Source organism: Paracidovorax oryzae ATCC 19882, assembly GCF_000687165.1.
GTDB lineage: Bacteria > Pseudomonadota > Gammaproteobacteria > Burkholderiales > Burkholderiaceae_C > Paracidovorax > Paracidovorax oryzae.
Map to the genome: position 1 here is coordinate 297,609 of NZ_JMKU01000002.1, position 16,352 is coordinate 313,960.

Below are 16,352 nucleotides of genomic sequence, written 5' to 3' on the forward strand. Positions count from 1 at the left end.
TGCAGCCAGCTAGCATCAACGAAACGGCTCGCGGAGCCGGGGACGAATTCATGTCACCTATTGACGCCGCAAACGCACCGGCCGCGGATTGGAGCCAGGGAGAGCAGGATCTCGGGCCCCTGGCCTGGGTGCTGGATGAGTTGCGCAAGTCGCTCGACGGCGCCGTCAAGGCCATGCGCCGCTTCGTGCGCGATGCCGAGGCCGCGCGCGGATCCGATCTCGCCTCGCTGGACGCCGGGGCCCTGCGCATCGCGCGCCAGCAACTGCACCAGGCCAGCGGCGCGCTGGAGATGGTGGGCATGGGGCCGCCGGCCCTCGTGCTGCGCTCCATGGAAGCGGCCGTGCAGAAATTCGTGCAGCGGCCCGAGCTGTGCAGCCAGGACGCCGCCGCCGTGATCGAGCGCGCGAGCTTCGCGCTGGTCGAATACCTGGAAAGCGTGCTGGCGGGCAAGCAGGTGTCTCCGGTGGCGCTGTTCCCCCAATACCGCGACGCGCAGGCCCTGACCGGTGCCGAGCGCGTGCATCCCGCGGACCTCTGGCCGGTGGAGCGCCGGTTCCGCGAGCCCGACTTCGTCGTCGATGCCGCCCCCCTGGAATACGGTGCCGAGGCGCGCAGCCGGCTGGACGCCGCCGTGCTGCGCATCGTGCGCTCCGGCGACCTCGCCGCCGCGCGCGAGATGCAGGACATCTGCCTGGGCTTCGTGGCCGGGCAGTCCGACCGCCAGGCGCGCGCCTTCTGGAAGATCTGCGCCGGCTTCTTCGAGGCACTGGCACAGGGACGCATCACGCCCGACGTGTATGTCAAGCGCGTGGCCTCGCGCGTGCTCATGCAGTACGCCACGCTGGCCCGCGGCGAGCCCACGGTCGCCGACCGCCTGGTGCAGGACCTGCTCTTCTTCTGCGCGCAGGCACGGCCCGCGTCCGACGATGCCGCCGCGCCGCCGGCCGGCCAGTCCGTGCTGCACGCAGTGCGCCAGGCGTTCAGCCTGGATCGCTTCCGGCCGGTGGACTATTCCACGCCGCGCTTCGGGCTCTACGATCCGGCGCTGCTGGCCCAGGCGCGCAAGCGCATCGCCGCGGCCACCGAGACCTGGTCCGCCCTGGCCGGCGGCGACCGCAACAAGCTCAAGCCGGCGGCCGACCAGTTCAGCCTGGTCTGCGATTCGCTGGCCAAGCTGCAGCCCGGCAGCGAGCCGCTGTCCCGTGCGCTGTCGCGCGCGGTGGACTCCACGGTCCGCTCCGGCGAGCCGCCGCTGCCCGCGCTGGCGATGGAGGTCGCCACGGCCGTGCTGTACCTCCAGGCCTCGTTCGAGGAACTGGAAAACGCCCAGGACCACATGGCCGATCGCGCCAGCCGGCTCGCCGAGCGGCTGGACAGCGTGGCCGCGGGCGGCGAGTCCGCGCCGCTGGAGCCCTGGATGGAGGAGCTCTACCGCCGCGTGAGCGACCACCAGACCATGGGCAGCGTGGTGGACGAACTGCGCGCCACGCTGGGCGAGGTCGAGAAGTCGCTGGACCAGTATTTCCGCAGTCCCGGCGACCTGCCGGTGCTGGGCAGCGTGCCCGGCCGCCTCGCGCAGATGCGCGGCGTGCTGTCCGTGCTGGGCCTGGACCAGGCCTCGCTGGCCGTGGTCCACATGCGCGATACCGTCGAACGGCTGCTGCGGGGCGACGTGCCCGAGGAAGATCGCCAGGCGGTCTTCGAGAAGCTGGGCAGCAACCTGGGAGCGCTGGGCTTCCTCATCGACATGCTCAGCTACCAGCGCACCATGGCGCGCAAGCTGTTCATCTACGACGAGGATGCGGGCGAGTTGCGCATCCTGATGGGACGCACGCGCACCCGCGCCGGCGACCTGCCCGAAGAGCAGGGCGCCCACATCGAGGCGCGCGCGCCGCTGCCCGCCCCGCTGCCGCAGATTCCGGACCGGGTGCAGCCGCCGATCGAGGACGAACTGGAGGCAGCGCCCGCGAAGCCGGCCGCCCCGTTGGACACGCCCGTGGCCGCCGGACCTGCCGCACCCGAGGCGCCCCTTGCGGCGCCCGTGGCACCCGCGCCTGCCGCCGTGGCTCCTGCGGTCTCCGACGAAGATGCCGACGACGAGGCCGAACTGCTGGACATCTTCCTGGAAGAGGCCCGCGAGGTGGTGGCCAACGGCCTGGAGGCGGTCGAAGGGCTGCGCGCCGCGCCGGCCGACCTGAGCGCCCAGACGACGCTGCGGCGTGCCTTCCACACGCTCAAGGGCAGTTCGCGCATGGTGGGCCTGGACGAATTCGGCGAGGCCGCCTGGTCGATGGAGCAGGTCCTCAATGCCTGGCTGGCGGAGCAAAAGCCCATCCAGCCGCCGATGCTGCAATTGTCGGACGAGGCATTGCGCGCCTTCGGCCGCTGGGCGGACGACATCGCTGCAGGCCAGGCCGGGGGCTGGGAGCCCCGGGGCTTCGCGGAGTCCGCGCAGGCCATGCGCGAGCGGGGCGAATACCTGCCGCTGGCCGGCGCTGCCGCTGCCGCGGCCGGGGTGGCTGCGGAGGCGGTGCCTGCCGATGTGGCGACGGAAGAAGCGCCGCATTCCGTCATCCCTGCGGCGGATGCCGAGGGCATCGACGGACATCCGGCACCTGGCGCGCCGGTCGTCCACCTGTCCATGGACATCGAGGAGCAGGACGCGGCAGTCCATGCGGCGGCGGAGCCGGTAACGCCCGAGGCAACCACCGACGCCGCCTTCGATCTGGACCTGGATCTGGACTTCCCTTCCGAGGCCACCGCCGCGCACGAAGTGCCGCTGGAGGCGCCGCTGGATTTCGCCGAGACCCTGCCGCCGGTGCCCGAGGCGGCTGCGGAGGCGCTGCCGGAGGAGGCTCCTGCGGAGGTGCCTTCGGCGGACCTGGCCGAAGACATCGATTTCTCGGCATTCTCCGAGGCGCTGGCCGAGGGTGCCGCAGGCCAGCCGGCGGACGCCGCACTGCCCGCCGGACACGACGACGCACCGCTGCCCGCGATCCCGGATGCCGCCTCGCCCGACGCGGCGCTGCAGGCAGCGGGCATGCCGCCGCTGGCCGATCTGCTGGCGGAAGCGGAACGGCTTCCCGATGACGGCATGCCGTCTGGGGACATGCCGTCCGGGGGCGTGGCGGCCCCTGCGGAGCTGCCGGCCGATGCCTGGCCCGACCTGTCGCTGGAGGGCGAGCCCGCCGCTGCGCCAGGGGATGCCGTCGGGGACGACGGCGCCGCCGCAGAAGAGGTGGCCTTGCCGACGGCCGAAGTGGCCGATGTGGCCGATGTGGCCGACGGCGCACCGGATGCAGGCCTTGCCGCGCTGGAAGAGCCCGCGTCCGATGCCGCCGAAGTACCGGCGGAGCCGGAGTCCGCCCTGGCGGATGCCGCGATGCTGCCGGAAGCCGAGACCGAGACCGAGACCGAGACCGAGAATGCGCTGGCTGCGGTTCCCGGGCCCGAGGAGGCCCCCTCGGTGGAAGCCGGCGTGGAGCAGGCGCTCGGTGCCGAGTCGCCGGAGGAGGCCGTCAAGGTCATCGAGACCCTGCGCATCGGCATCCCCCTCTACAACGTCTATCTCAACGAAGCGGACGAGTGGTCGCGCCGCCTCGTGACCTGCCTGCAGGAGTGGTCGCTGGAGTTGCACGAGCCGCTGCCGGACACGGCCGTGGCGCTGGCCCACTCGCTGGCCGGCAGCTCCGCCACCGTGGGCTTCCAGGCGCTGTCGGACATGGCGCGTGCGCTGGAGCATGCCCTGCAGCACGTGCAACTGCAGCCGCAGGGCACGCCGGAGCAGGCGCGCGTCTTCATGGCGGCGTCGGAGGACATCCGCCGCCTGCTGCACCAGTTCGCCGCCGGGTTCCTGAAGGAGCCCCATCCCCAGATCCTGGCGGAACTGCGCGAGATCCTCGAGTCCGAGATCGTGCCCGCCCCCTGGGAAGTGCCTGCCGGCGAGGCGCTGGATGTGCCGCCGGCCACCCACGCCGCAGCGGACGACGATGCCGCGGCCGAGGCGGCAACTGCGCCCGAGACCGAGGCTGAACCGGAAGCGCCCGCCCCGCGCGGCCATGTGGCTCCCGCGCTGTCGGTGCCGCTGCCTGCGCAGGACCCGGTCCCGGGTGCCGCCCGCGCGCTGGAACCGGCGACCACCGATATCGACGACGACATCGACGCGCTGGACGTGATCGATCCCGACCTGTTCCCGATCTTCGAGGAAGAGGCGATCGAACTGCTGCCTGCCCTGGGCGCCGCACTGCGCCAGTGGGCGGCCCGTCCCGAGAACCTGGGCGCCCGCAACGAAGCGCTGCGCGCGCTGCATACGCTCAAGGGCAGTTCCCGCCTGGCCGGCGCGATGCGGCTGGGGGAAATGGCCCACCGGCTGGAATCGGCCGTGGAACAGGTGGACTCCGAAGCGCCGAGCGCCGAGGCGATCGAGCCGCTGCTGGTGTCTTTCGACGGCCTGCAGGCGAGCTTCGATGCCCTGCGCTCCATCGGCGCCCAGGGACTGGCCCAGCCCGTGGCGGTGGAGCCGCTGGCGCCGGAAGACCCGGCCGCCGCGTCCCCCGCCGGCACGGTGGCGGAGCCCGCTGCGGCACCCGCGCCGCGCCGCGCCGTGGCCCTGCCTGGCGCGTCCCAGCTCACGGCGGCCCGGCCGGTGTCGAGCCAGTCGGTGCGCGTGCGTGCCCAGCTGCTGGACCGCCTGGTCAACCAGGCGGGCGAGGTGATGATCGCCCGGTCCCGCCTGGATGCCCGCATGGCGCAGATGAAGGATTCGCTGGCCGATCTGACGGGCAACCTGGAGCGCCTGCGCCAGCAGCTGCGCGACATCGAGGTGCAGGCCGAGACGCAGATGCAGTCGCGGCTGGCGCTGTCCAAGGATTCCTCGGCCGACTTCGACCCGCTGGAGTTCGACCGCTTCACCCGCGTGCAGGAACTGACCCGCATGATGGCCGAGTCGGTGAACGACGTGGCCACCGTGCAGCGCAACCTGCAGCGCACCATGGAAGGCGCGGAAGACGACCTGATCGCCCAGGGGCGGCAGGCACGCGAACTGCAGCGCGACCTGCTGCGCACGCGCATGGTGGAGTTCGAGGGCATTTCCGAGCGCCTCTACGCCGTCGTGCGCCAGGCCTCCAAGGAGACGGGCAAGCAGATCAAGCTCGACATCGCGGGCGGCTCCATCGAGATGGACCGTGGCGTGCTCGACCGCATGACGCCCGCCTTCGAGCACCTGCTGCGCAACTGCGTGGCGCACGGCATCGAGGCGCCGGAGGCGCGCACGGCCGCGGGCAAGCCCGCGACCGGTTCCATCACCGTGGCCCTGAAGCAGGACGGCAACGACGTGTCCGTGGAGTTCCGCGACGACGGCGCCGGCCTCGACCTGGAACGCATCCGCGCGAAGGCGGCCAGCCAGGGCCTGATCGCCCCGGACGCCGTGGTCGGCCCCGCGGAAGCAGCCCAGCTGATCTTCATGCCCGGCTTCTCCACGGCCGCCGAGGTCACCGGCCTGTCCGGGCGCGGCATCGGCATGGACGTCGTGCGCTCCGAGGTGAACGCCCTGGGCGGACGCGTGGAGACGACCACCGAAGCGGGCCAGGGCACCTCGTTCCGCATGGTGCTGCCGCTCACGACGGCCGTGACGCAGGTGGTGATGCTGCGCGCGGGGGCGCTCACGATGGGCGTTCCGGCCAACCTCGTGGAGATCGTGCGCCGCACCGGCGCGGGCGAACTGGACGAGGCCTACCGCACCGGCAGCTTCGAGGACGGCGTCGAGGCGCTGCCCTTCTTCTGGGCGGGCGCACTGCTCCAGTCCTCGGCCAGCAGCCAGGAAACCTCGGGCCGCACCCGGCCCGTCGTGATCCTGCGCAGTGCATCGCAGCGCATCGCCATGCACGTGGACGAAGTGCTGGGCAACCAGGAAGTGGTGGTCAAGAACCTCGGCCCGCAGCTCTCGCGCCTGCCCGGCCTGGCCGGCATGTCGGTGCTGGCCTCCGGGGCCGTCGTGCTGATCTACAACCCCGTGGCACTCGCGACGGTGTATGGCGAGCAGGTGCGGGGCCAGATGGCCGCGCCCGTGGCGGCATCCCTGGAGGCCGGCTCCGCGCCGGCAGCGGCGGCCGGCGCCGCGGGCGGCGGTGGCGCACTGATCGCGCCGGTCTCCCAGGTACCGCTGGTGCTGGTGGTGGACGACTCCATCACCGTGCGCCGCGTCACGCAGCGCCTGCTCAAGCGCGAGGGCTACCGCGTGGCGCTCGCCGCCGACGGGCTGCAGGCCCTGGAGCGTTTGCAGGAGGAGCGGCCGGCCGTGGTGCTCTCGGACATCGAGATGCCGCGCATGGACGGTTTCGACCTCGCGCGCAACATCCGCGCCGACCGCGAACTGCACGAGCTGCCGATCATCATGATCACCTCGCGCATCGCGCAGAAGCACCGCGAGCACGCTGCGGAACTGGGGGTCAACCACTACCTGGGCAAGCCGTATTCCGACGAGGAACTGCTGAGCCTGGTGCACCACTACGCCCGTGCCGCGGCCGCTGCTGCGGCCGGGCAGGGCGGCGAGGACGCCGTGCCGGCGGAGGCCACCGCCGGCTGACGCGGGGAGCCGCCCGGCCCGCCGGTCCGCCGGTCAGGCCGGCGCGGCCTCCGACTTCACCACGGCATAGCGCGCCAGCGTCTCCTGGCGTGCCTCGTCGTGCTCCACGATCGGGTGAGGGTAGTTGTCGCCCAGGCGTACCCCGGCGGCCTCCCGTTCCAGCGGGCCGGCCTCCCAGGGGGCATGCAGCCAGCGGTCGGGCAGGGCCGCCAGCTGGGGCAGGTAGAGGCGGATGAAGCGGCCCTTGGGGTCGAACTTCCGGCTCTGGCTCACCGGGTTGAAGATGCGGAAATACGGTTGCGCATCGCAGCCGCTGGAGCTGGCCCACTGCCATCCGCCGTTGTTCGCGGACAGGTCGAAATCGTTGAGCTTTTCCGCGAAGTACCGCTCCCCCCAACGCCAGTCCACGCCCAGGTCCTTCACGAGGAAGCTGGCCACGACCATGCGCAGCCGGTTGTGCATGTAGCCCGTCTGGTTGATCTGCGCCATGGCGGCGTCCACCAGCGGGTAGCCGGTGCGGCCCTCGCACCATGCGGCGAAACGCTCCTGCGCCTTCGCGCCGTCCTCCCAGGCGATGGCATCGTAGGCCGGCTTGAAGCTGGCGCCGCCGGCCACCTGCGGATGGTGGGCCAGCACCTGGAAGTAGAAATCCCGCCAGATCAGCTCGCTGAGCCACGTGGCGGCGCCGGTGCTGCCCTGGCGCATGCGCTCGTGCGCGGCGCGCGCCGCCCGCCGCGGAGACAGCGTGCCGAAGCGCAGGTGCACGCTGAGGTAGCTCGGCCCCTTCACGGCCGGAAAGTCGCGTGCCTCGCCGTACTGGTCGATCCGCTGGAGAAAATCGTCCAGCAGCGTGCGCGCGCCGTCCATGCCCGGCGGCAGGGGCAGGCGGCCGAGCCCCGCGGGCTCGAAGCCGATGTCGGCCAATGCGGGGACTCCGCCACGCTCCTCTTCCGGGCGGGGGGCGAGCCGGCCCGCATGGCGCTCCACGGGATAGGCGCTCAGGTAGAACGCGTCCACCTTGCGCAGCCAGGCATTCTTGTAGGGCGTGAACACGGTGTACGGCGTGCCTGCCTGGGTCAGCACCTCCGCACGCTCGAAGACGGTGTGATCCTTGTAAGTGAGCATTTGGACACCGCCTGCGCCCAGCCTGTGGCGGACACGGTCGTCGCGCTCCAGGGCAGCCGGTTCGTCGTCGTGGTTCGCGAACAGGGCCTGCACGCCCAGGCGCACGGCCAGCGCGGGCACCTCCTCCGCGGCCACGCCGTGGCGCACGATCAGCCCGCCGTGGCGGTGGCCCGAGAGGGCGCGCAGGGAGGCGTCGAGCTGAACCAGCGATTCGCGGATGAACTCCACGCGCCGGTCCGCGCGGGGCAGCGGGTCCAGGATGTCCGTGTCGAAAACGAAGACGCAATGCACCTGGCTGCACTGGCGTAGCGCGTGGTAGAGCGCGGCATGGTCGTCGCTGCGCAGGTCGCGGCGGAACCAGACCAGGCCTTTGGAAAAAGTGGGCACCATGATCATCGTTAAAATTGCGGGATGCCTGCCGATTCTGCGCCCATGAACCTGACGCACCACTTCCTGATCGCCATGCCGGGGCTGGAAGACGAGTCGTTTGCCCGCAGCGTCGTGTACCTGTGCGAACACAGCGAGCGCGGCGCGCTCGGGCTCATCATCAACAAGCCGTCCGACCTCAGCCTCAAGGGCCTGTTCGACAAGGTGGACCTGTCGCTGCGGCGCGAAGACCTGTCGCTCGAGCCGGTGTTCCGTGGCGGCCCGGTCCAGACGGAGCGCGGTTTCGTGCTGCACGAGGCCATGGGCCCGTCCACGGGGGGCGACAGGCCCGCCGCGGGCGAAGAGGGCACGCAGGCCGAAGGCGAGTCTGCGGAAGAGTCCGCCTACGCCTCCACCATGTCCATTCCCGGCGGTCTCGAGATGACCACGAGCAAGGACGTGCTCGAGGCCCTGTCCACCGGCGCCGGCCCGCGGCGCGTGCTGGTCACCCTCGGCTATTCCTCGTGGGGCGAAGGCCAGCTCGAGTCCGAGCTGGCCGAGAACAGCTGGCTCACCGTGGGTGCCGACCTGTCCGTGATCTTCGACACGCCCGTGGGCCAGCGCTACGACCGGGCCCTCGCCCTGCTCGGGCTGCAGTCCTGGATGCTCTCGCCCGAGGCGGGCCACGCATGAGCGGTCCCATGCCGGACCCCCTGCCTGCCGCTCCCGCCGCCGCACCCCCCGCCGTTCCGGCGGATCTCCAATCCTTCCTGGCCTTCGATTTCGGTGCCAAGCGCACCGGGGTCGCCGTGGGCACGCGGATGCTGCGCACCGCCACCCCGCAGGCCACGATCCGCGCCGAGGGGGCGGATGCACGCTTCGCCGCCGTGGCCGAACGGCTGCGCGAATGGCAGCCCGATGCGCTCGTCGTCGGCGTGCCGTACCACCCCGACGGCGCCGCGCACGAGAACACCGCGCGCGCGCTGAAATTCGCCCGGCAGCTGCGCGGGCGCTTCGGCCTGCCGGTGTTCGAGGTGGACGAGCGCTACAGCACCACCGAGGCCCATGCGGGCGGCGCGAAAGATGCCGATGCCGCATCGGCCTGCATCATCCTGGAGCAGTTCTTGAGGCAACTTCCATGACTCCGACGCCAACTTCCGCCCCGGCCGGGGCCCTCACCCTCGACGCCGAGGCGCTCTACCGCGAGCTGCTGTCCGGCGTGCGCGCGCTGCGCACGCCGCAGACGCACCTGGCCGGCATCGCGTCCGGCGGCGCCTGGCTGGCCGAGCGCCTGCAGCAGGACCTGGGCCTGCCGGGCGAGGCCGGCGTGCTGTCCTCGGCGCTGCACCGCGACGACTTCTCCCAGCGCGGCATGGCCGCCAGCGTCCAGACCCGCCTGGGCTTCGAGGTGAACGGCGCCGACATCCTGCTGCTGGACGACGTGCTCTACACCGGCCGCACCATCCGCGCGGTGCTCAACGAACTGTTCGACTACGGGCGCCCGGCGCGCGTGCGGCTCGCCGTGCTGGTGGACCGCGGCGGCCGGGAGCTGCCCGTGCAGGCCGAGTTCGCCGCGGCGCGCGTGGCGCTGCCCGCCACCCAGTCCCTGGCGCTGGCCCGCGCGGACGGCGGCGCTTTCCACTTCCACGTCCAGGAGGCCTGACGCCGTGCTCTCCAAGCGCAATCCCCAGCTCAACCGCAACGGCGAGTTGATCCACCTGCTGTCGATCGAAGGCCTGCCGCGCAGCATCGTCACGCACATCCTCGACACGGCGGCGAACTTCGTGTCGGTGAACGACCGCGAGGTGAAGAAGGTGCCGCTGCTGCGCGGCAAGAGCGTGTTCAACCTGTTCTTCGAGAACAGCACGCGCACCCGCACGACCTTCGAGATCGCGGCCAAGCGCCTGTCGGCCGACGTGCTCAACCTCGACATCGCGCGCTCGTCCGCCAGCAAGGGCGAATCGCTGCTGGACACCATCGCCAACCTCTCGGCCATGGCGGCGGACCTGTTCGTGGTGCGGCACAGCGAATCGGGCGCGCCTTACCTGATCGCGCAGCACGTGGCGCCCCACGTCCACGTCATCAACGCGGGCGATGGACGGCATGCGCACCCCACGCAGGGGCTGCTCGACATGTACACCATCCGCCACTACAAGAAGGATTTCTCCAACCTCACGGTGGCGATAGTGGGAGACGTGCTGCACTCGCGCGTGGCGCGCTCGGACATCCACGGCCTGACCACCCTCGGCTGCCCCGAGGTGCGCGTGGTGGGCCCGCGCACCCTGGTGCCCGCAGACCTCTCCCACATGGGCGTGCGCGTGTGCCACACGCTGGAAGAAGGCATCAGGGACGCCGACGTGGTCATCATGCTGCGCCTGCAGAACGAGCGCATGAGCGGCGCGCTGCTGCCCTCCAGCCAGGAATACTTCAAGAGCTTCGGCCTCACGCCCGAGAAGCTGCGCCTGGCCAAGCCCGACGCCATCGTCATGCACCCCGGGCCGATCAACCGCGGGGTGGAGATCGACTCCGCCGTGGTCGATGGTCCGCAGGCCGTGATCCTGCCCCAGGTCACCTTCGGCATCGCCGTGCGCATGGCCGTGATGTCCATCGTGGCGGGGAATGAGGCTTAAACGATGAAGATACTGATCCAGAACGGCCGGGTGATCGATCCGGCGAGCGGGTTCGACAAGACCGTCGATGTGGCCATCGCCGCGGGGCGGGTGATCGCGCTCGGCCGCGCGCCCCAGGACTTCCATCCGGCGCGCACGATCGACGCCACGGGCTGCGTCGTGCTGCCGGGGCTGGTGGACCTCGCCGCCCGCCTGCGCGAGCCCGGGCACGAGCACGAGGGCATGCTGGAGTCCGAGATGGCCGCGGCCGTGGCCGGCGGCATCACCAGCCTCGTGTGCCCGCCCGATACCGATCCGGTGCTCGACGAGCCCGGCCTGGTGGAGATGCTCAAGTTCCGCGCCGAGAAGCTGCACCGGGCACGCCTCTTCCCGCTGGGCGCGCTCACGCGCGGCCTGGCCGGCGACGTGCTGACCGAAATGGCGGAACTCACCGAATCCGGCTGCGTGGGCTTCGGACAGGCCGACGTGGCGCTCGCCAGCACCCAGGTGCTGCAGCGCGCGCTGCAGTACGCCGCCACCTACGGCTACACGGTCTGGCTGCGCCCGCAGGAGCTGCACCTGGGCAAGGGCGTGGCCGCCAGCGGGCCGCTCGCGACACGGCTGGGCCTCTCGGGCGTTCCCGTGGCGGCCGAGACCATCGCGCTGCACACCATCTTCGAACTGCTCAAGCCCATCGGCGCGCGCGTCCACCTCTGCCGGCTCTCCAGCGCGGCGGGCGTGCAACTCGTGCGGCAGGCGAAGGCCGAGGGCCTGCAGGTGACCTGCGACGTGAGCATCAACTCGCTGCTGCTCACCGACACCGATATCGGCTACTTCGACAGCCGCGCCCGCCTGTCGCCGCCGCTGCGCCAGCAGCGCGACCGCGACGCCCTGCTGGCCGCGCTGGCCGACGGCACCATCGATGCGCTCGTGTCCGACCACACGCCGGTGGACGAGGACGCCAAGACGCTGCCCTTCGCCGAAGCCGAGCCCGGCGCCACGGGGCTGGAGTTGCTGGCGAGCATCGCGCTCAAGTGGTCCCGCGACCATGGCGTGCCGCTGGACCAGGCCTTCGCCAGGGTGACGTCCGAGCCTGCCCGCGTGCTGGGTTCCGCGCTCGGCACCTTCGCCGCCAGTGCCGGCCGGCTCGTGGAGGGCGGCGTGGCCGACCTCTGCGTGTTCGACCCCCAGGCTGCGTGGACCGTGGAGCCCGGGGCGCTGCGCAGCCAGGGGCGGCACACGCCGTTCTCCAGCTACGAGTTGCCGGGCCGCGTGCGCTGGACGCTGGTGGGCGGCATCGTCGCGTTCGAGCGCGCCTGATGCGCCCACTGCGCGCGTTGGCGCGCCTGCTGCGGCTGCTGGCGCACATCCTGGCCGGGCTGGCCACGGTGCTGCTGCGTTTCCCCCGCATGGGGCCGCACGAGCAGCATGCGCGCGTGCAGGCCTGGTCGCGCGCGCTGCTCGCGCACATCGGCATCGAACTGGAGATACGGGGCACCCCGCCCGCCGCGGGGCCGGTGCTGCTGGTGGCGAACCACCTCTCCTGGCTCGACATCACCGTCATGCATGCCGCGCGGCATTGCCGCTTCATCTCGAAATCGGACGTGGAGCGCTGGCCCGTCATCGGCCGGCTCGCGACGGCCGCGGGCACCCTCTACATCGAGCGCAATACGCGCCGCGATGCCATGCGCATCGTGCGCCTCATGCAGGAGGCGCTGGAGCGCCGCGAGGTGCTGGGCGTGTTTCCCGAAGGGACGACGGGCGACGGCGCCGAGCTGCTGCCGTTCCACGCGAATCTCCTGCAGGCGGCGGTGATGGCCGACGCGCCGGTGCAGCCCGTGGGCCTGCGCTTCATCGACCGTGCCACGGGCCGGCCCAGCGCGGCCGCCCTCTACGTGGGAGACGACACCCTGGTGCAGTCGCTCTGGCGCGTGCTGTGCGCCGACGGCCTGGTGGCCATCGTGCACTACGGGCCGCCCCAGCATGCAGCGGGCCGCGACCGGCGCGCTTGGTCGGAAGACCTCCGGCAGGCCGTGGACGCACTGCGGCGGACCTGACTGTTCCGGTGCGTGCCCTCACGGCCGCGGCGATGGACTGGAGGTGCCGGGGGCGGGCCCGCCGAGGGGCAGCAGGCGGTTGGCCACCGGCATGGACCGCACGATGGATGTGCTCGTGGTGGCGTAAGGCGCGATCCTGCCGAGGCAGTGGTCCAGTTCCTCGATGCTGCGCAGGTGCAGGCGGCAGAAGAACGCGTCTTCTCCCGTGACCTTGTCGCACTGCACGATCTCGCCGATGTCGCGGATCACCTGCTCGACCCGCGCGACTTCTCCGGGAAAGGGGCGCACCCGCACGATGGCGGAGATGGGAAAGCCGACAGCCTTGGGCGACAGCTGGATCGAGAATTTCTCTATCACGCCGCGCTCGACCAGCCGCTTGATCCGCTCCGCGCAACTGGGCTGCGACAGCCCCACCCGTTCGCTGAGAGCCTTGACGGTGGTCTTGGCATTCTGGTGCAGTGCCACGAGCAGATTCCGATCGATATGGTCCATTTTAAAAAATTAGGCAAAGAATAAAAATTTCTAATTTATTTAGGGATTCGCACGATCGGGGCTTTATTCGTCCATATGCATGGTCCGGCCGCCTCCGTAAAATCCCTCCCGTTCCAGGCGGCGGAATATAAACGATACGGGCTGCCGGAGCGCTTTCATGTCCATCCGGAATGGGGCGTTGCGCAAAACGAATGACATGCCTGCCGGTGCCTGGTGGATTCCGGCCATTCGCCCCTCTGCAAATCACATGCATCCAATGATCAAAAGTCAACTGAAAGAACTGGGTTATTGCCATTTCGTTCCGGAGATCGAATGCGATTCCCATGAACTGAGAATCCTCCTCCAGGAATTCGAGCAGCTCGAGCATGATCCCTACGCTCCTGCCGAAGTGAAACGGTTCCGGCGCTACGGGAACGGTGTCATCCTGCCGTGGACGGAAGAGGTGGGCATCCACTGGATTCCGCCCGTGGCGGACGATGCCGGCACCCCGCGATCCGGCTACGACCAGGGGGGCAACAACCCAGAACATCCCGACATCCGGTATTTCCATGCACTCGGAGACGGGGTGAAATCGACGGATTTCCTCTGCGACCTCGTGCGGCACGATTTCTCGCACACGTTCTGGTCGGAGACCGACCGCAGGTCGCCCATCTACTTCGGCGTGCACTTCGTGAAAATACGATCCGGCGCGGCGTCGGATCTCGGCATCAGTTCGCCGGATTGCTTCCACCAGGACGGCGAGCCATTCACATTCGCACACCTGGTGCGCAGGACGCAAAGCACGGCCGGCGGTGTCAATTACATCGGCACCGTGGAGGCGAGGGGCCTTCCACTGGAGAAGGTGGAAGAAAAACAGATAATCGCGAGCTTCGAGCTTTCGCATTTCTTGGAAAGCTTCGTGGTGCACGATCCCCGTGTTTCCCATTATGTGACACCGATCCGCCGCGACGAGAGGCTTTCTGGCGACGGGGAGCGCTGTGTTATTCTGATCGACTTTTCCAGAATGAGGCAGAGCCTGTAAATCATGGATGTCATTCAGTCCCTGCTTCCCATCGTGCTGGCGCTGGCCGGCGGTTTTGCCGCGGGCCGTTTCCTGCCGGAGAAAATCGGCTCCGTGCTGGTCCGGTGCATATTGCCGCTCGTATGGCTGCTGCTGTTCCTGATCGGCGCCGAGTTCGGCGAGGTCATCCTTTCCGCACGGTCGGTCGGGCAGGTGATCCGGTCCGCCGCGGTCTTCGCCGTGCTGACCACCCTGCTGCCTGCCGCGCTGATCTTCGCCGCGAAGGTGCGGGGGGCCGGTGCACGGGAGGGGCGCAGCGGCGGAACACACCTGCAGGCGATCTGGCCCCCGCTGAAGGAATGCTGCCTCGCGCTGTCCATGGTGGTGCTCGGCAGCCTGTTCTTTCTCGCGAATGCCTCCTTCATGAACGGCGCGTTCCCGTTGCCCTCCAGTTCCGCCGTCCTGATGGCGCTGATCGCCCTCGTCGGGATCGACCTGGCCCGGGTGGAGCTCAGTGCCCGGTGGTTCTCATGGCGGGTGCTGATGGTGCCCTTGCTGGTGGTGGTGGGCTCTTTCGCCGGTGCCATGGCCGCTTCCCTGCTCACCGGCGAAACCATGAGAACCTCCATGGCCCTGTCCAGCGGGTTCGGCTGGTTCACCCTGTCCGGCGTCATGGTGGGCAACCACCTGGGCCAGACCTACGGAACCATGGCCCTCATGATCGACCTGTTCCGTGAGCTGCTGGCGATCATCGCCCTCTACATGCTGGGCCGCTATTACCCCGCGGTGGGCATCGGCAGTGCCGGCGCCACCGCGCTGGATTCCACGCTGCCCATCGTGAAGCAGGCCTGCCATCCGGACGCCGTCCCGATGGCCCTGGTCAGCGGCTTCGTCCTCACCATCCTCGCGCCGGTGTTCATCGCCTTCTTCCTGTCGTGATGCCGCTTCCGGCGCCGCACTCGCTGGCTCACGCGCGCGGAAACGTCACCACGTGGTCCACCTGCGGCCGGATGCCGATCCACTCCCCCACGGCATGGTCATGGTGGCTCGGCACGTGGGCCATCACGGTAAGCCCGCTCTCCAGTTGCAGGGTGTAGAGGAATTCCGCCCCCCTGAACGACTTGCGCACGATGCGCGCCTGCACCGGTGCGCTGTCGTCGTGCACCACGTCGTCCGCGCGCAGCAGCACGTCGCAGGCACCCCCCGGATAGCTGGAGGGCAGGGGGCATTCGGCCAGGTCCTCCAGGTCGCCCAGGGGCGTGCGCGCCACCACGGTGTCGCCGCGCTGCTCCAGCGTCGCGGGCGCGAACACGCCGTGGCCGATGAAGTCGGCCACGAAGCGGGTGGCCGGCCGGTGGTAGAGCGCATAGGCATCGTCCCACTGGTGCAGCGTGCCGCTTTCCATCACGCCGATGCGGTCGCCGATGGCGAAGGCCTCCAGCTGGTCGTGGGTGACGAAGAGCGCCGTGGCGCCGGCCGCCTTGAGGATGCCGCGCACCTCGTGCGCGAGCCGCTCGCGCAGGTCCACGTCCAGGTTCGAGAACGGCTCGTCCAGCAACATGAGGCGGGGCCGGGGCGCGAGCGCCCGGGCAAGGGCGACGCGCTGCTGCTGGCCGCCGGAGAGCTCGTGCGGGTAGCGCGCCGCGCTGCCTTCGAGCCCCACGAGGCGCAGCACCTCGTCCACGCGGGCCGCCTGTTCCGCCTTCGGCAGGCGGTGGATGCCGAAGGCCACGTTGCGGCCCACCGTCAGGTGGGGGAAGAGGGCGTAGTCCTGGAACACCATGCCGATGCGGCGCCGCTCGGGCGGCACGCTGCGGCCGGCCGAGCCCACGCTCTCGCGCTCCAGGCGGATCTCGCCGGCTGCGACGGGCTCCAGCCCGGCCACGGCCCGCAGCAGCGTGGTCTTGCCGCAGCCCGAAGGTCCGATCAGCACGCCGATCTCGCCAGCGGCCAGGCCCAGGGTGGCGCCGCGCACGGCCGCCTGCGCGCGGCCGGGGTAGCGCACGTCGAGTTGATTGACTTCGAGGAACATGCGGGGATTCTAGAAGGGGCAATGCGTAGAATTCGCATTTGCATCCATGGCGGTGCCGACCGGGCATCCCGGGCAGGCCTTGCCCGT

The 16,352-nt window shown here is 70.3% G+C and carries 12 protein-coding genes; 9 read left to right on the forward strand and 3 right to left on the reverse strand.

What is annotated here, in order from left to right:
- Window positions 1–50: 50 nt before the first annotated feature.
- Complete coding sequence (locus tag T336_RS0103105; RefSeq protein WP_026431448.1) at window positions 51–6,584, forward strand: hybrid sensor histidine kinase/response regulator; 6,534 nt, start codon at window positions 51–53, stop codon at window positions 6,582–6,584.
- 33 nt (window positions 6,585–6,617) lie between these two features.
- On the opposite strand, the gene T336_RS0103110 is transcribed toward T336_RS0103105, so the two are convergent.
- Complete coding sequence (locus tag T336_RS0103110) at window positions 6,618–8,099, reverse strand: cryptochrome/photolyase family protein (protein ID WP_035225239.1); 1,482 nt, start codon at window positions 8,097–8,099, stop codon at window positions 6,618–6,620.
- A 21-nt stretch (window positions 8,100–8,120) separates the two neighbouring features.
- On the opposite strand from T336_RS0103110, the gene T336_RS0103115 reads away from it, so the two are divergent.
- The 6 genes from T336_RS0103115 to T336_RS0103140 are packed head-to-tail and all read left to right on the forward strand — an operon-like array spanning window position 8,121 to window position 12,741.
- On the forward strand, window positions 8,121–8,768 hold the full coding sequence (locus T336_RS0103115) for a YqgE/AlgH family protein (RefSeq protein WP_026431450.1): 648 nt from the start codon (window positions 8,121–8,123) through the stop codon (window positions 8,766–8,768).
- Window positions 8,765–9,217 (forward strand): Holliday junction resolvase RuvX, encoded by a 453-nt coding sequence (ruvX, locus tag T336_RS0103120; RefSeq protein WP_026431451.1) that lies wholly within the window; start codon window positions 8,765–8,767, stop codon window positions 9,215–9,217. The genes T336_RS0103115 and ruvX overlap by 4 nt, the downstream gene beginning before the upstream one ends.
- Entirely contained in the window at window positions 9,214–9,738 is a 525-nt protein-coding gene (gene pyrR / locus T336_RS0103125; RefSeq protein ID WP_013593326.1) for a bifunctional pyr operon transcriptional regulator/uracil phosphoribosyltransferase PyrR, read from the forward strand. Before ruvX ends, pyrR begins: the two co-directional genes overlap by 4 nt.
- Window positions 9,739–9,742: 4 nt before the next feature.
- Window positions 9,743–10,705: an aspartate carbamoyltransferase catalytic subunit gene (locus T336_RS0103130; RefSeq protein ID WP_026431452.1), complete on the forward strand. Its 963-nt coding sequence runs from the start codon at window positions 9,743–9,745 to the stop codon at window positions 10,703–10,705.
- Window positions 10,706–10,708: 3 nt separating this feature from the next.
- The gene (locus tag T336_RS0103135; protein WP_026431453.1) at window positions 10,709–12,004 is read left to right on the forward strand and encodes a dihydroorotase; all 1,296 of its coding nucleotides are present in this window, start codon (window positions 10,709–10,711) and stop codon (window positions 12,002–12,004) included.
- A complete protein-coding gene (locus T336_RS0103140; RefSeq protein ID WP_026431454.1) occupies window positions 12,004–12,741 on the forward strand; it encodes a lysophospholipid acyltransferase family protein in 738 nt (245 codons plus the stop codon). Before T336_RS0103135 ends, T336_RS0103140 begins: the two co-directional genes overlap by 1 nt.
- Before the next feature lie 18 nt (window positions 12,742–12,759).
- On the opposite strand, the gene T336_RS0103145 is transcribed toward T336_RS0103140, so the two are convergent.
- Window positions 12,760–13,233, reverse strand: coding sequence for an Lrp/AsnC family transcriptional regulator (locus T336_RS0103145; RefSeq protein ID WP_019702518.1), 474 nt, complete (start codon window positions 13,231–13,233; stop codon window positions 12,760–12,762).
- Between the two features lie 157 nt (window positions 13,234–13,390).
- Here T336_RS0103145 and T336_RS0103155 point away from each other — a divergent pair, with 157 nt between their 5' ends.
- Together T336_RS0103155 and T336_RS0103160 are read left to right on the forward strand one after the other, a co-directional pair.
- On the forward strand, window positions 13,391–14,254 hold the full coding sequence (locus tag T336_RS0103155; RefSeq protein WP_244883861.1) for a 2OG-Fe dioxygenase family protein: 864 nt from the start codon (window positions 13,391–13,393) through the stop codon (window positions 14,252–14,254).
- Between the two features lie 3 nt (window positions 14,255–14,257).
- Window positions 14,258–15,172 carry a LysO family transporter gene (locus T336_RS0103160; RefSeq protein WP_019702520.1) on the forward strand — a complete coding sequence of 305 codons (915 nt, stop codon included), beginning with the start codon at window positions 14,258–14,260 and terminating at the stop codon, window positions 15,170–15,172.
- A 28-nt stretch (window positions 15,173–15,200) separates the two neighbouring features.
- On the opposite strand, the gene T336_RS0103165 is transcribed toward T336_RS0103160, so the two are convergent.
- Window positions 15,201–16,265, reverse strand: coding sequence for an ABC transporter ATP-binding protein (locus T336_RS0103165; RefSeq protein WP_026431455.1), 1,065 nt, complete (start codon window positions 16,263–16,265; stop codon window positions 15,201–15,203).
- Window positions 16,266–16,352: the final 87 nt, after the last annotated feature.

Excerpts from the sequence above, each read along its gene's own strand:
- T336_RS0103105 (WP_026431448.1), top strand. The coding sequence starts at position 51 with ATGTCACCTATTGACGCCGCAAACGCACCGGCCGCGGATTGGAGCCAG.
- T336_RS0103110 (WP_035225239.1), bottom strand. The coding sequence starts at position 8,099 with ATGGTGCCCACTTTTTCCAAAGGCCTGGTCTGGTTCCGCCGCGACCTG.
- T336_RS0103115 (WP_026431450.1), top strand. The coding sequence starts at position 8,121 with ATGCCTGCCGATTCTGCGCCCATGAACCTGACGCACCACTTCCTGATC.
- ruvX (WP_026431451.1), top strand. The coding sequence starts at position 8,765 with ATGAGCGGTCCCATGCCGGACCCCCTGCCTGCCGCTCCCGCCGCCGCA.
- pyrR (WP_013593326.1), top strand. The coding sequence starts at position 9,214 with ATGACTCCGACGCCAACTTCCGCCCCGGCCGGGGCCCTCACCCTCGAC.
- T336_RS0103135 (WP_026431453.1), top strand. The coding sequence starts at position 10,709 with ATGAAGATACTGATCCAGAACGGCCGGGTGATCGATCCGGCGAGCGGG.
- T336_RS0103140 (WP_026431454.1), top strand. The coding sequence starts at position 12,004 with ATGCGCCCACTGCGCGCGTTGGCGCGCCTGCTGCGGCTGCTGGCGCAC.
- T336_RS0103145 (WP_019702518.1), bottom strand. The coding sequence starts at position 13,233 with ATGGACCATATCGATCGGAATCTGCTCGTGGCACTGCACCAGAATGCC.
- T336_RS0103155 (WP_244883861.1), top strand. The coding sequence starts at position 13,391 with ATGTCCATCCGGAATGGGGCGTTGCGCAAAACGAATGACATGCCTGCC.
- T336_RS0103160 (WP_019702520.1), top strand. The coding sequence starts at position 14,258 with ATGGATGTCATTCAGTCCCTGCTTCCCATCGTGCTGGCGCTGGCCGGC.
- T336_RS0103165 (WP_026431455.1), bottom strand. The coding sequence starts at position 16,265 with ATGTTCCTCGAAGTCAATCAACTCGACGTGCGCTACCCCGGCCGCGCG.